This is a genomic window from Flavobacterium sp. GW821-FHT11G01 (assembly GCF_058808175.1).
The window spans coordinates 303,860-319,997 of the sequence record NZ_JBXARK010000008.1 but is presented as its reverse complement, the minus strand read 5'-3'; the positions used below and the strand labels follow the sequence as shown (position 1 = coordinate 319,997).

The following is a 16,138-nucleotide window of genomic DNA, read 5'->3' as shown; positions in this document are numbered from 1 at the left end:
ACCTATACAGCCAACACTGTTGTTTTAGGAGGAGGTACGGGAGCCTGGAGCAGTAGTGTTCCTACGGTTGCTACAGTAAATGCATCAACGGGAGTTGTGACAGGAGTTTCAGCAGGAACTTCGGATATCATTTATACTGTAACGGGAGGCTGTGGTACAACCGCTCCTTCTCGTCAAAAAACAATAACAGTCAACCCAGATGCAAGTATTGCTTCTGTTACCGGTGCCAATACAGTTTGTATAACAGGGACTACAACCTATACAGCCAACACCGTTGTTTTAGCAGGAGGTACGGGAGCCTGGAGCAGTAGTGTTCCTACGGTTGCTACAGTAAATGCATCAACGGGAGTTGTGACAGGAGTTTCAGCAGGAACTTCGGATATCATTTATACTGTAACGGGAGGCTGTGGTACAACCGCTCCTTCTCGTCAAAAAACAATAACAGTCAATCCAGATGCAAGTATTGCTTCTGTTACCGGTGCCAATACAGTTTGTATAACAGGGACTACAACCTATACAGCCAACACCGTTGTTTTAGCAGGAGGTACGGGAGCCTGGAGCAGTAGTGTTCCGACGGTTGCTACAGTTAATGCATCAACGGGAGTTGTGACAGGAGTTTCAGCAGGAACTTCGGATATCATTTATACTATAACGGGAGGCTGCAGCACTACTGTAACTAGTCAAAAAACAATAACTATAAACGCCCTACCAACAACCCCAACAGCCTCAGTAACCACTCAGCCAACCTGTGCAGTAAGTACTGGAACAATTACGGTAGCAACACCACAAGCTGGTGTAGAATATAGTATAGACGGTACAAATTACTATGCATCCGGAATTTTTACCGGTGTGCCAGTCGGTTCATATACAGTAACTGCAAAAAATAGCTCTGATTGTACTACGACAATGGTGGGAGCACCTTTATCAGTTTCAGCGCCTATTACCAAAACATGGTTGGGAGGACAAGGTACAGGAGCCCAACTTACAGACTGGAATTATGGGCCAAACTGGGATAGCGTTGGGATTCATGATGAAGTAGTTCCAACAGCTGCTGATTGTGTTATTATACCAACTACAGCTAATAATCCTGTTATTTCAGGAACTTTTCAATATTTCTTTGCAAATACGCTTTCTTTAACGGGTACTGGTTCCTTAATAGTTGGAAGCGGAAACACTTTAACAGTTACAAACGCAGTAACAGTTGCTCCAACTGCAACATTGACATTCGAGGACAGTTCTAATTTAATGCAGGGTAATAATTCTGATGCAGTCAATTCAGGTAGTATTAATTACGTGCGTAAAAGTCTGGATATTCGTCAGGCTGATTATGTTTATTGGTCTTCGCCTGTTAAGGGACAAACTTTGGGAGGTGTTTCGCCTCTTACAGCTAGTGATAAATATTTAGCTTTTAACGGTACAGGCTGGGTAGTAACTCCTAAAACTACTGTTATGGCTGTAGGCATAGGATATATTATTCGTGGTCCGGAAGGAACTTCGAATACAGTAAAAAGCCCATTTGCAGCCACTTTTAAAGGTACACCAAACAATGGAGACATTACGACCGCACAGGTATTTCCGTCTGGAAAATATTTTTTGCTTGGAAATCCGTATCCATCAGCGCTTGATGCAGATGAATTTATCTACCAAAATCGAGATGTACTACAAGGAACTCTTTATTTCTGGACACATAATACACCAGTAGTCCTGGGTGGTTATTACAGATATAGTACCGAAGATTATGCAAGTTACAATTTGAGTGGAATGGTTGGAACCGGTTCTGGTACAAAAGCCGGATCAGGAACTCCAAGCGAGAAACCATTGGGTAAAATAGCTGCAGGCCAATCTTTTATGGCAGGTTTTAGCTATCCTGGACAAATTAAGTATAACAATTCAATGCGTAGTGACGGTAATACTAATGGTCAGTTTTTTAAACCTGGTAAAACAGCAAAAACAACAGCCAGAGAAAAACATCGTGTATGGTTAAACATGACTAATACAGAAGGTGCCTTCAAACAAATGATGGTAGGATACATTGAAGGAGCTACCAATGATTATGACAGAGGATACGATGGAACTTCATTTGATGGAAACAAATACATTGATTTTTATAGTATAGAGGGTACGCGAAAATTTGTAATTCAGGGACGTGCATTGCCTTTTGTTGATACTGATGCAGTTCCGTTAGGTTATAAAAGTGCTATTGCAGGTGATTTTACTATCTCTATTGATCAGGTCGATGGTGTTTTTACAAAACAGCCCGTTTATCTGGAAGATAAGAAGACAGGTAAGATTAATGATTTGACAGCAGCAAATTATACCTTCACAACCGAGATAGGGACTTTTACAGATCGATTTGTATTACGTTATACCAACAAAACACTTGGAACAGGTGATTTTGAAAATGTCGAAAATGGACTTTTGGTTTCGGTAAAAGATAAAGTAATCAAAATAACTTCAGCAAAAGAAACTATTAAGGAAGTTACTATTTTTGACATAAACGGAAAATTGCTTTATAACAATATAAAGATAGGATCTGCCGAATTTCAGCTATCAAATCTACAAGCAGCCAATCAGGTTTTATTGGTAAAAATTATATTGGAAAATGGATTTACAACTACCAGAAAAATTATATTTCAATAAATAGAAATTTTTAATATACGGAAAAGAGGCGCATTATGCGCCTCTTTTTTTTGCACTATTTTATTTATTTAACATTAAAATAATCATAAAATATCACCAAAAAAGGGTATTGTACTTTTTTATAAAGCCACTTAAATTACGGTTAATTATTATAATTTATTTATTAACCAGATATTTTCAATTTTGATTAAATATTTAATTTTTTTATTTGTTCTACTTAATTTTATTGATAGAGCAGAAGTTTACGGGCAACAAGGGAAAGTGGACTTAACTTTTAATACGCTTGATGATGGCTTAATTGGTGATGGTTTTGATAATACAGTGCGTACCTTAACTTTGCAAGCAGATCAAAATTTAATTGTTGGTGGTGATTATTTAAATCTTAATGGAATTCCGTCTTCGTATTTAACTCGTTTAAAACCAGATGGGTCAATTGATGACACTTTCAACACAGGAAGTGGTTTCAATGGTAAAGTATATACTACTTATATTCAGCCTGATGATAAAATTATAGTTGGAGGTAGTTTTACCTCTTTTAATGGAATTAGTTGCGGAAGACTGGTTCGTTTAAATTCAGATGGCTCGTATGATATGTCATTCAATACTTCGATAGCTGCTACAACGGGAATTATTTATGAGATTTCGCCGCAATCTGATGGGAAAATTATAATTGTCGGGAGTTTTACAAGATACAATAATGTTACAGTCAATAGGGTTACCCGTATTCTTTCAAATGGCAATTTGGATACTTTTTTTATGACAGGTTCTGGTTCTTCATCAAATATTACTAATAGCAGTGTTTTATCAGATGGAAAAATTTTGCTAACGGGGAATTTTACTTCTTTTAATGGGACTCAAAGCAATAAAATTGTTCGTTTATATAATGATGGACGTGTCGATACGAGTTTTAATATCGGAACTGGTTTTGATGACGATGTAAGCGCTATGGCAGTTCAGTCCAATGGTAAAATTGTTTTAGGCGGAAAATTTACGAATTATAATGGAGTTGCTGCTAATAGAATTATTAGGTTGAATGATGATGGAAGTGTAGATGGTAGCTTTTCATCAGGTTCTGGTCTGAGTGCGGGTGCAGTTCAGAAAATTAAAATTGACACTTTTGATAATATTATGATCGGTGGTTCGTTCACAGGTTCTTATAATGGTAATGATGTCAACAGAGTTTGTCTTTTAAATTCCCATGGCGTATTAAAAACAGATGTAGATTTTGGTTCCGGACCAGCCTCAGCATCCGTTTTAGCATTGGTGAATGACCTGGAAGGTTCTTGGTATATTGGAGGTTCATTTTCCATTTTTGATGGACTGAATCAGGGTAGATTGGCTAAAATCAATTCAGATGGGGAATATGATACCGGATATTTATCAGCTGGAATCGGTTTTGATAATTCGGTTTTAAAGATTTTATCTTTAGAGAATAAGAAAACAATGGTATTTGGCAATTTTAAAAAATTTAATGGCGCTTTTGTTTCCAGAATTGCCCGTCTTTCAAACGAAGGGTTAGTAGATCTTAACTTTAATAATGGACAATTAGGGGCTAATAATTTAATTAAGACTGCAACATTACAATTGGATGGAAAAATTATTTTCGGAGGGAATTTTACAAAATACAATGAAAGCCTCACAAATAGGCTGATTCGGATTTTACCTGATGGAGCAGTTGACGATACATTTGGTATTGGTACAGGTTTTAATAACCAGGTTTATGCTATAGCAGTTCAATCTGATGATAAGATACTTATAGGTGGGAATTTTACCAAATATAATGATACGCCTTCAGGCAGGCTAATTCGGTTATTGCCAAATGGTTCTCGCGATCCAAGTTTTAATGTGGGTCTTGGCGCTGATGCAATTATAGAAATGATCTTAATTCAATCAGACAAGAAAATTTTGGTTGGCGGGCATTTTTCTAGTTTTAATGGTCAGTCAATTTCCCGCTTAGTTCGATTAAATCCGGACGGGAGTATAGATTCTGGATTTAATATCGGAAATGGATTTGATAAATACATATACACAATGGCATTACAGTCGGACGGGAAAATTATCATAGGAGGAAATTTTCTTAATTATAATGGAGTTTCACAAAAGAGAATAGCCCGATTAAATACTAATGGTAGTTTGGATACTACTTTTGAATCTGGTTCCGGTTTTAGTAAAGGTGATGTAAGGAGTATTCTGGTTCAGCCTGATAATCGAATTTTAGTTGGAGGTACTTTTTCCGGGACATACAAAAACTATAGTTCTATGCGACTTCTTCGTTTATTGAAGTCAGGTGATTTTGATCCCTCTTTTGATGCACGTCTCAATAATAAACTTTACACAATGAGTTTTACCGCAAATCAGCGACTGATGATTGGTGGAGATTTTAATTCGGTTTCGGGTATATCCAAACATCGAATAGCAAGGTTAAAACTTTGTCTGGAAGCTACAGTCTGGGATGGTACGAATTGGTCCAATGGTTTTCCATCAGGTGGAAAAGAAGTTACTTTTAAAGAAGATTATCCCTCTTTAATCTCCGCAAATGTATGCAGTTGTACTATAGATTATGGAAAAACAGTTACACTTTTAAGTAGTAATACTTTAGTTATAGAATTTTCTTATTTAGGTTTTGGAACATTAATTTTAGAAGATACAGCCAGTTTATATCAATCAGATGATGAAATGATTAATACAGGAATACTTCATCTTAAAAGGAAGACATCTCCAATTCTTAAATCTGATTATACCTATTGGTCATCACCCATAAACAACCAAAATTTACTTGATGTTTCTCCTAATACGGCATCAGACAGTTATTATTCTTTTTTAAATTATGCATGGAAAAGGGAAAGTCCTTCCAGTAATATGATTTTAGGTAAAGGATATATTATTCAGGGACCCAAAAATTTTTCTCCAACTATTCCTGATAAATATGAGGCTGTTTTTAAAGGCGTTCCTAATAATGGAATAATTAATATAAATGTTGGACCAGCAAACATTTATAATTTGATAGGAAACCCTTATCCGTCAACGCTCGATGCAGATATTTTTTTAAATGTAAATAGAAAAAATATCAAAGGAACCCTATATTTCTGGACTCATAATACGCCTTATGTTAATAATAAATATACACAGAATGATTATGCGGTGTATAATCGACTTGGAGGTGTTGGTACCCGGGCGGCATTGGCATCAGGGATTAATGAAACTGTTCCGGATGGAAAGATTGCTTCAGGACAAGCTTTTTTTGTAAGGAGTTTAAGCGAAGGTGTTATTGAATTTAATAATAGTATGAGGACTACCGAAAAAAACTCCATTTTTTTTAAGCCTGCAAAGATAAATGATGTAGACAGTAAACATGAGATGGAACGACATCGTATATGGCTGAATCTGAAAGGATCAGGAGGTATTTTTAAACAGATTTTAATTGGATATATCGACGGAGCAACCAATTTATATGATAGTGATTATGATGCAGAATCTTTTAATGCTAACCAATTTGTAGATTTTTATAGCATTCTGGATAATAAAAAATTAGCAATTCAGGGTAGAGCTGTGCCTTTTCAGGAAATTGATTCGATTTCATTAGGTTATATGAGTGCAATTGATGGTGAATTAAGTATTAGTATTGATCATAGAGATGGAATATTTGAAAATACTCCTGTTTTTATTGAAGATAAATTGTTGCATATTGTTTACAACCTGAATGAAGGTACTTACTTATTTACAACTCAAAAAGGAACTTTTAATGATCGTTTTGTACTTAGATATCTTGATACTAAATTAAATACAAAGGACTTTAATAAATCAGATCTTTCGGTCGTAATTTCAGTGAAAGATAAAATCATCAAAGTCACTTCTATTAAGGAAATTATTCATGAAGTTGGAGTTTTCGATATCTCCGGAAAACTTCTTTTTAATAAAAAGAATGTTAATGCTATTGAATTACATATTTCTAATTTGCAATGCCAGAATCAAATTTTAATTGTGAAAACAATTTTAGAAAATGGTTATAAGACCACAAATAAAATTCTGTTTTGAAAGTGCATTTTGCAAAATTTCAACATCCATTTGTCATTTGATAAGTGGATTTTTTTTACAATATTTTTTCTGAAAAATGTTTTTCTGAGACGTTTTTAAGAGTGTTTTTTTATTTGAAGGAGAAAATTCAGCTAAAAAAACACTGTTTTTAACAAAAAACATAATTTTTTGTGTAGATGATCAACATATTTTAAATGATGAACTACATGAAAAAAATATATTTATGCGAAATTACTTAAAAACGTAAGATTTTTAGCTTATAATAAGCTGTTTTTTAGGTGTTTATATAAAATTTTGTAAATTGATGTATCTTATTTTTATGGTATTTTGAGCTTGTAAAAAATCATTAAATGATCATTAGAATTATTAATAACAAGCCAAAAAAAATACTTTTTAGAATTCCCAAGTCTATTAAAAATATTGATTAGTTAAATTTAAATACCACTTTTAAGGAAAAGAAATATTTTTTAATCACTCTTTTTTAACATGTTTCTGGACTACATTTTTGTATGTTCCCGTGTCATTGCTATGGTATTTAAATAGTAAAAAATAATTTTCATTTGAGTTTGAATCTAATTTTCTAACGATTTAAAATACCATATTATGAAAAAAAAATTACTCATTTTATTGGTTTGTTTACCCTTACATTTTTACGGACAATCTACGACTTTTTCAAATCCTGGAAATTCAACATTCGTTAGTCCGGCCGGGATAACTACACTTACTGTGCAAGCTTGGGGAGCAGGAGGAGCAGGAGGAGGATCAACAACAAATTCTGATGGGGCGAGAGCGGGTGCCGGAGGCGGCGGAGGAGCTTTTGCAAGTGCTACATTAACAATACCCTCCGGAGCTAGTTTACCCATTATAGTGGGTGCAGGTGGTACAGGAGTTTTGGCTAATAATGGAAATGCGGGAGGGTTTTCTACAATTACAGGATACACGGGACTTATTTATGCTGCAGGTGGTTTTGGAGGTGCTGGAAATATCTCTGGAGGAACTCCTCTTGGCGGAAGTGGAGGAACAGTTGCAGGATCTCAGGGAACTACAAGAATTGCCGGAGGAAATGGAGGGAATGGAGCGACAGGTGCTTCTGATGATGACGGAACTCCTCTTAGTTCAGGTGTTGGTGGTGTTGGAGCAAATGGAGGAGGTGCAGGTGGTACACCAATAAATACTTTTTTGACAACAAATAATGGTAATCCGGGTACTGCTCCTGGAGGTGGGGGTAGTGGATCACGAACTTCTTTCTTTTTTGGTTCGAATAGAACAGGAGGAGCGGGGGGAGCAGGAAGAATTATAATATCTTATACTTGTCCTACTTATAGTTTGACCAGTACAGTGGCATCAGCTGTTAATGTTTGCTCAGGAACTTCTTCAGAAATTACATTGACAGGGATATTACCTGTTGGGCTCTATTCAGTATCTTATGAAATCCAAGGTGTTGCACAGACACCAGCTCCAATGAATGTTACAGTTTCCGGTACAGGAACCTTTGTTGCGACAGGTTTTACAACTGTGGGAAGCAGATTTATAACAATTACAGCATTAACTTCTGGATCAAGCGTAATAGCTTCTGAAAATTGTACTTCAGCTATTAACTCTAATAATTTGGCTACTGTTACTGTAAATTCATCAGGCACAGCTCCGATAGCTTTAGCAGGAACCGGTGCAACGTGTAATCAGATTACGGCTAATTGGCAAGCTGTAGCTGGTGCTACTTATTATGAGCTTGATGTATCTACGGTAAATACTTTTGCCACTTTTGTAACAGGTTATAGTGCTCGAAATGTTGGAAATGTACTAACATTTAATGTAACAGGTTTGGGTAATGCTACTTATTATTACAGAGTAAGAGCATTTAACGGTAACTGTGTTAGTGCTAATTCTAATACCATAACATATGCAACTGCAGTGGTTCCTGGCACGCCTACAGGAATTACTACTTCTGGAAATAGTTGTACACAGTTCACTTTAAATTGGAATATAGTTCCAGCGGCGACGAGTTACACTGTTGAAAGAGCCACTAATTCGGGTTTTACTACAGGGTTAATTACATTTACAGGAATTACAACTTCACCATATATAATAACAGGCTTAACTGCAAATACTCAATATTGGTATAGAATTAGATCTGTAAACGGTTGTGGTTCAAGTACAAATGCTACTGGAGCCAGTCCAACAGTTACTACTTTAAATACTGCTCCAAACGCTCCAACAGGTGTAGGTTCTGGTAGTATTCAGTGTTTACAGTTTAATGTAACATGGAATGCTGTTGCAGGTGCGTCTGGTTATGTGGTCGAACGAGCTACAAATGCTGGATTTACCACAGGTTTAGTTACATTTACTGGTATTACAACTTCACCTTACACAGTAACTGGCCTGACTCCTAATACAGATTATTGGTACAGGGTTCGAGCTGTAAATGGTTGCGGTAACAGCAGTTTTACTAATGGCTCTCCAGTTTCTATAAAAACTTCTAATTCAAATCCTTCAGTTCCTACGGGAGTTGGTGCTTCAACAACTACAGTTTTCTGTACAGAGTTTACAATGACCTGGACTGGTTCAGCATTAGCGATAGATTATACGGTACAAATATCTACAAATAGTGGTTTTCCTGCTACGGCAGCTACTCAAACTTTTAATGGAATAACAGCAAGCCCTTATACTTTTACTGGTTTGACAGCAGGAACGCAATATTATTATAGAGTTAGAGCTAATAATGGGTGTGGGTCTAGTGGTTATACTGCTGGGATTCCTTCTTCCAGAACAACGTCATCTTTACCTGTTGCACCAAGTATTTCTCCAACCCCATCCGTAATTTGTCAAACAGATGGTGTTACTCTAACTTCTAGTGCTTCTTCAGGTAATGTTTGGTCTACCGGAGAAACAACACAAAGTATTTATGTGACAGCTGCGGGGAATTATACTGTAAAAGTAGTTAATTCAGGAGGGTGTAGTAGTTCCAATTCGACACCGGCAACAGTTACAGTTCAGGGCTTGCCAACTGCGACCGCCGGTGGTAGTCAAACGATATGTTCTAATCAATCTGTAATGGTAAGTGGAGCGGCAGCAACTAACGGTACTATTAAGTGGACATTTAATGGTAGCGGGATATTAACTAATGATACAACATTAACACCTACTTATACCCCAACTTTAGGTGGAACTGCGAGAACTGTTGTTTTAACGATGACAGTTACAAGTATTAATTCATGTGCGCCACAAATTGCAACGGCTACTTATACTGTAAATATTCAGGGAGCACCAACTGTATCAGTATCAGGGTCTCAAAGTATATGTGCTAATGGAGCAATGACAATTGGTGTAGGTGAAGCTAATGCAACAAATGGGACTATTTTATGGACACATAATGGTGCAGGAACAATTTCGGGAGCGACAACATTAACGCCAACTTACACAGCTGCAGCAGCAGATGCCGGAAAACAAATTACACTAACAATTACTGTAACTGCTTCACCAGCTTGTTCTACAGTATACGCAGTTATAGATACTTATCCGGTTATAGTACGAGAAAATAATACAGTAGATGCTGCATCGTCATCACCAATAATTTGCAATAATGCAATCATGCCCAATATAATACATAACACAACTGGAGCAACCGGAATTGGTACACCGTCAAATTTACCGCCAGGGGTTACGGCGAGTTGGTCATCTGATGTTATCACTATCACAGGTCAACCAACAAATCCCGGTACATTTAATTATAGTATACCTTTAACAGGTGGTTGTGGAATAGTAAATGCTATTGGTACAATAAAGGTAAATTCGATATTAAGTACGCCAATTATTGATACAGTGCTACATCCAACATGTGTTAGTGCAACAGGAAGTATAGATTTAAGTGGATTACCTACTGCAGCATGGCAAATTACACAAAATAACGGTACAGTTTTTCAGAATTATTCTGGCTCAACAGCTAATTTTACCGTTCCTAATTTAGTTCCTGGGACTTATAGTTTTACGATACAGGAAGGTGCGAATTGTCCGTCACCACCAACGGTAAATATTGAGATAAAAGCACCAGAGACAAATATTTGGGATGGAACTTCTTGGTCAAAAGGTAGTACTCCTATAATTTCTGACATTATAGAGTTTGCAAGTAATTATGAATCAACAGGTGATTTATCGGGTTGTTCCTGTAAAGTAAATGCAGGGAAAGAAGTGACAATAAAGTCTGGTCATACATTATTTATCGATAATGAAGTAATAGTCGAATCTGGAACAAATGCGAAACTAATATTCGAAAATAATGCAAGTTTAATACAAAAAAACAATGTTGTTAATACTGGAAATATTACTTATAAGCGAACAAGTCCGCAAATTCGCCAGGCCGATTTTGTATATTGGTCCACCCCTGTTAGCCCACAAAAACTCATTGGTGTTTCACCATTAACGGAGTATAACAAGTATTTTAGATTTGATGGAACAGGTTGGGTGGCTACAGATAGAAATACAAATATGGTTGTTGGCAAAGGTTATATAATTCGTGGTCCGGAAAATTATTCTAATATCAACAGGGCAGATTACACAGCTTCTTTTAGTGGTGTGCCTAATAATGGAAATGTGACCACTGAAACATTTGATAGTGGTAAATATTACCTAATCGGAAACCCATATCCATCAGCATTAGATGCAGATCAATTTATTGAAGACAATCCAATTCTGGTGGGAACCTTGTATTTCTGGACACATAATACTCCGGTAACGTTAGGAGGCTATTATAGATATAACGTAAATGATTATGCAAGTTATAATTTAACTGGTGGTATTGTAGTCAAAAAGGCAGCATTAACCGGAACATCAGCTCCAGGAAACAATAATGACCCACCACATGGTAAAATAGCGGCTGGACAAGGTTTTTTCGCTGGTATGCGATTACCTGGTACAATAACGTTTACTAATTCAATGCGTTTTGGTGCAAACAACCAGTTTTTTAAACCAGCGAAAACTTCGAAACCAACGATTATAGAAAAAAATCGCTTATGGCTTAATCTCTCCAATACCGAAGGCGCTTTTAAGCAGACTCTTGTTGGATACATTGGAGGAGCAACTAATGACACTGATAGAGGATACGATGGTGTCACTTTTGATGCAAATAAATATTTGGATTTTTATAGTTTAAATAATGGTAGTAAATTAGTAATTCAGGGTCGTGCTGTGCCTTTTTTGGATACTGATACTGTACCATTAGGATACAGAAGTGCTATTGATGGAAATTTCACCATCTCTATCGATCAGGCTGATGGGAAGCTAACTAATCAGGCTATTTATTTAGAAGATAAAGTAACCAATTCTATTCATGATTTAAGAAGTAGCGATTACACCTTCGCAACAGCAATAGGAACTTTTAATGATCGCTTTGTATTGCGTTATACTAATAAATCATTGGGAACAGTTGATTTTGAAGATGTACAACAGGCTGTTTTGGTTTCTGTAAAAGATAAAACTATCAAAGTGACATCAACCATAGAAAATATTAGCGAAGTTTCCATTTTTGATGTCACAGGAAAGCTTCTTTACCATAAAAAGAAAATTAACGCAATGGAGTTGCAAATATCCAGTTTGCAATCTTCAAATCAGGTTTTATTGATTAAAACAATTTTAGAGAATGGTTTTGTGGTAGATACCAAAACCGTATTTTAGGTTTTAAATCCCAAAAAAAGCAGTTGAACCTTGATTTCAACTGCTTTTTTTATTTGAATTAAGCCGATTTTGCTAAATTCTCATTGGTATTCTGAATCGCTTTTTCATTTTTATAATCAATCCATTTTTGCCCTTTAAATTTTCGCATCATAATATCAAAATGGCGCATAATAAAAACATTATAAGCAGCTTTGGATAAATTGGTAATGTTTTTTGGAAAAGCGCGTAAACTCATGGAGAATCCCGGAGTCAAATATTTCATGTAATGCCAATATCCTTCGGGCATATACAACATCTCACCGTGTTTAAGATTGGTGATATAACCTTCAGCATTTTTTAAGGCAGGAAATTTTTCATAATCAGGATCATCAAAATCAATGTCTTCTCTCGAAATCAATGCATGAGGCACTTTATACATATACTTTGACTGATCAGGAGGAAAGATCATGCATTGTTTTTCCCCATGAAAATGAAAATGCAGTATATTAGAATAATCAATATCAAAGTGCATGAATACTTTTGAGTTTTGTCCGCCAAAAAACAACATTGGCATCTGCTTAACAAGTTTTAATCCAATGTCAGGCCATAAAAAGTCGTTTTTTAATGTTGGGACCTCCTTCATTAAATTATAAAGGAAAATACGATAGTTTGTAGGTTTGGATTGTAAAAGAGTGATATAATCGCTCATTTTCATTTTAGTATGCGCTTCGTTAAAACCATCTTCATGATTAACGGGTCTGTTATCGTATAATGGAACGACAGTATCACCGGCGATTTCATTGATGTAGGATAATTTCCATTTATGATAAGCTGGCCAATCTTCTGTCAGCTCTTCGATAACAACTGGTATTTGTTTTTTGACGTATTGGGAAATAAAATCAGCTTTTGAGATCTTTTTTACCCTTTCGATTTGTTTTAAATTCATCTCTATTAAATAAAAAAATTGCTTATAACGCAGGTTATAAGCAATTTAAAAATATTTTTCGAGATTTATTAACTCATTTAATTAAATTTTTGATTTAATCGAAGCTTCAAGATTTCTTTCAATCGTATGACCAGGTCTTGACCATTTTGGTTTTTCGCCTAATGGAGCAAACTGAGAATCGGCTGCTTCAACTGTTTGTGGTTGTGAAACCTTAACGAATGGTTTCTGCGGAATCAATCCTAACATTTCAAACATTTTCATGTCTTCGTGTACATCCGGATTTGGAGTTGTAAGTAGTTTATCGCCTGCAAAAATAGAATTGGCACCAGCGAAAAAGCACATTGCCTGTCCTTCACGACTCATATTAGTTCTTCCTGCTGATAAACGAACCTGAGTATCTGGCATTACAATTCTGGTTGTTGCTACCATACGAATCATTTCCCAGATTTCTACTGGTTTTTCTTCTTCCATCGGAGTTCCTTCAACAGCAACTAATGCATTAATAGGCACAGACTCTGGTTGAGGATTTAAAGTCGAAAGTGCAACAAGCATTCCGGCTCTGTCTTCAATACTTTCTCCCATTCCAATAATTCCTCCACTACAAACCGTAACATTCGTTTTACGAACATTCTCGATAGTTTGTAAACGATCTTCGAAACCGCGAGTAGAAATTACATCTTTATAATATTCTTCAGAAGTATCTAAATTATGATTGTAAGCATATAATCCTGCTTCTGCCAATCGTTGTGCCTGGTTTTCAGTAATCATCCCAAGTGTACAACAAACTTCCATATCAAGTTTATTAATGGTACGAACCATTTCTAAAACCTGATCGAATTCTTCACCATCTTTTACGTTTCTCCAGGCAGCTCCCATACAAACACGAGAAGATCCGCTTGATTTAGCGCGCAAAGCCTGAGCTTTTACCTGGCTAACACTCATTAAGTCATTTCCTTCAACGCCAGTGTTGTAACGTGCAGCTTGTGGGCAATAACCACAATCTTCAGGACAGCCTCCGGTTTTAATAGATAGTAAAGTAGATACCTGAACTACGTTAGGATCGTGTTTTGCTCTATGAATTGTGGCTGCTTCATATAGCAGGTCCATCATAGGTTTGTTATATATGGCGATTATTTCGTCTTTTGTCCAATTGTGTTTTGTAATGCTCATCGATGCAATTTTTTGATGCTTCAAAAGTAGTTAAATTGTTCTAATCAACCAATGTGTATTTCTGTAAATGAATATTTGACAGTTATTTTCAAAAAAGAAACACTCTAAAATCATAGAATTATACTTTTTCATGACTTTAGAGTGTTTAAATTGCCGATTTATTTAAAAAAATTAATCGGCTGCATATTTATTATTCCAGTATAACATCATCATTAGGGTGACAATTACTGATGATGCGACTCCTTCAAAAAGCAAACAGATACAATAAGTTGGTACAGAAGGATTTCCTCCAAACATAAATGTTTCTGATAAGCCTTGCACATAAGAATCTCCACCTCTTGCATAACTATAAACTAGTAATCCAAAAACACTCATGCATACACCAACTACAGAAGTTGTCATTGCTGACACTGCATTAGATACAAAGTTGGTCTCTCCTTCGCGAAGGTTCATTTGCATGGTTCTGTTTACCCCATAAAATATAAAAAACACATTTAGGGTACGCAGGTAAAACAAATCTGCAAGTCCTAATAAATTCATTAATAAAAAATAAATGCCTATTCCGAGGAAAATCAAAAAACCGTTGGTAATTTCTTTAGGTAAATTCATAGTGGTTATTTTTAAAGAAGTTAATAGTAAATGATTGACAAACAGAGTTGTATATCAAATTTACTAAAAAAATAACTACGATGATTTAAAATTGAAGAAAAGTATGTTCGAAAGCTTCCTAAAGCTCACAAATAAAAGCCAAAGCATCAGTCTTATCCTGATTTAATTGGGCTTTTAGTAAATCAACCGAACCAAATTTTTGTTCTTCACGAAGATAATGTAATAATGAAACTTCGATTTTTTCGCCATAAATATTAGCATCAAAATCAAAAAGATTCACTTCGATTGTTTGTTTTTCTCCGTTTACTGTCGGATTAAAACCAATATTCATCATTCCAAAAACTTCTTTTTGACCAATTAAGGCTTTTACGGCATAAACACCATTTTTCGGAATTAATTTATAATCTTCTTCAATGTGAATGTTTGCTGTGGGAAAACCTATAGTTCTTCCTAATTGTTTTCCTTTTACAACTTCACCGGTTAAAAAGTAATTATATCCCAAATAATCGTTGGCCAATTTCATATGTCCTTCATTTAGGGCTTTTCTGATTTTGGTAGAACTTACAGAAACATCCTGAATTTCCTGTGCAGAAATTTGCTCCACTTCAAAACCATATTCTGCACCAAAGGCAATTAAGTCATCAATATTGGCGGTTCTGTTTCTTCCAAAACGATGATCATGTCCAATAATTATTTTCTGAATATGAAATTGATCTACTAAAATGGAATGCACAAATTCTTCGGCAGTTAATCTTGAAAAACTTTCGTTAAAAGGATGAATGACAAGATTTTCAATTCCGGTTTGTTCTAAAAGTTTAGATTTTTCAGAAATGGTATTTAAAAGTTTAATTTCTGATTTTTCCTGTAAAACCATTCTTGGGTGCGGAAAAAATGTAAGAACTAAACTTTCGTATTTCCCGTTTTCAGTGTTTTGAGTAATTCGTTCCAGAATTTTTTTATGACCAATATGAACACCATCAAAGGTGCCAAGAGTTAAAATCGTTTTCTTAGTCGAATGGAAATCGTTTATAGAATGAAAGAGCTTCAAAACAAATAATTTAAGATGGTGCAAATTTATACTATCTATTTGAA

Annotated in this window: 7 protein-coding genes; 3 read left to right on the top strand and 4 right to left on the bottom strand. The window is 35.5% G+C overall.

Features of this window, described 5'->3' with window-relative positions:
- The 3 genes from AC1RRN_RS16040 to AC1RRN_RS16030 form a co-directional block, all read left to right on the top strand.
- Positions 1–2,640 (top strand): DUF8693 domain-containing protein (locus AC1RRN_RS16040; protein WP_492968259.1); only part of this gene is annotated, 2,640 nt, incomplete at its 5' end.
- Between the two features lie 183 nt (positions 2,641–2,823).
- The gene (locus AC1RRN_RS16035) at positions 2,824–6,675 is read left to right on the top strand and encodes a DUF8693 domain-containing protein (RefSeq protein ID WP_492968257.1); all 3,852 of its coding nucleotides are present in this window, start codon (positions 2,824–2,826) and stop codon (positions 6,673–6,675) included.
- A 603-nt stretch (positions 6,676–7,278) separates the two neighbouring features.
- Complete coding sequence (locus tag AC1RRN_RS16030) at positions 7,279–12,342, top strand: DUF8693 domain-containing protein (RefSeq protein WP_492968256.1); 5,064 nt, start codon at positions 7,279–7,281, stop codon at positions 12,340–12,342.
- A 58-nt stretch (positions 12,343–12,400) separates the two neighbouring features.
- Here the strand turns inward: AC1RRN_RS16030 and AC1RRN_RS16025 are convergent, their stop codons facing one another.
- From AC1RRN_RS16025 to AC1RRN_RS16010, 4 genes are all read right to left on the bottom strand, one after another.
- On the bottom strand, positions 12,401–13,267 hold the full coding sequence (locus AC1RRN_RS16025) for a cupin-like domain-containing protein (RefSeq protein WP_492968255.1): 867 nt from the start codon (positions 13,265–13,267) through the stop codon (positions 12,401–12,403).
- 81 nt (positions 13,268–13,348) lie between these two features.
- The gene (gene bioB, locus AC1RRN_RS16020) at positions 13,349–14,437 is read right to left on the bottom strand and encodes a biotin synthase BioB (RefSeq protein ID WP_492968254.1); all 1,089 of its coding nucleotides are present in this window, start codon (positions 14,435–14,437) and stop codon (positions 13,349–13,351) included.
- Positions 14,438–14,608: 171 nt separating this feature from the next.
- Positions 14,609–15,046 carry a hypothetical protein gene (locus AC1RRN_RS16015; RefSeq protein WP_492968253.1) on the bottom strand — a complete coding sequence of 146 codons (438 nt, stop codon included), beginning with the start codon at positions 15,044–15,046 and terminating at the stop codon, positions 14,609–14,611.
- 118 nt (positions 15,047–15,164) lie between these two features.
- The gene (locus AC1RRN_RS16010; protein WP_492968266.1) at positions 15,165–16,094 is read right to left on the bottom strand and encodes a bifunctional riboflavin kinase/FAD synthetase; all 930 of its coding nucleotides are present in this window, start codon (positions 16,092–16,094) and stop codon (positions 15,165–15,167) included.
- Between the last annotated feature and the right edge of the window lie 44 nt (positions 16,095–16,138).

What these genes read in the sequence shown, in the direction of transcription:
- AC1RRN_RS16030 (WP_492968256.1), top strand. Translation starts at nt 7,279, where the DNA reads ATGAAAAAAAAATTACTCATTTTATTGGTTTGTTTACCCTTACATTTT.
- AC1RRN_RS16025 (WP_492968255.1), bottom strand. Translation starts at nt 13,267, where the DNA reads ATGAATTTAAAACAAATCGAAAGGGTAAAAAAGATCTCAAAAGCTGAT.
- bioB (WP_492968254.1), bottom strand. Translation starts at nt 14,437, where the DNA reads ATGAGCATTACAAAACACAATTGGACAAAAGACGAAATAATCGCCATA.
- AC1RRN_RS16015 (WP_492968253.1), bottom strand. Translation starts at nt 15,046, where the DNA reads ATGAATTTACCTAAAGAAATTACCAACGGTTTTTTGATTTTCCTCGGA.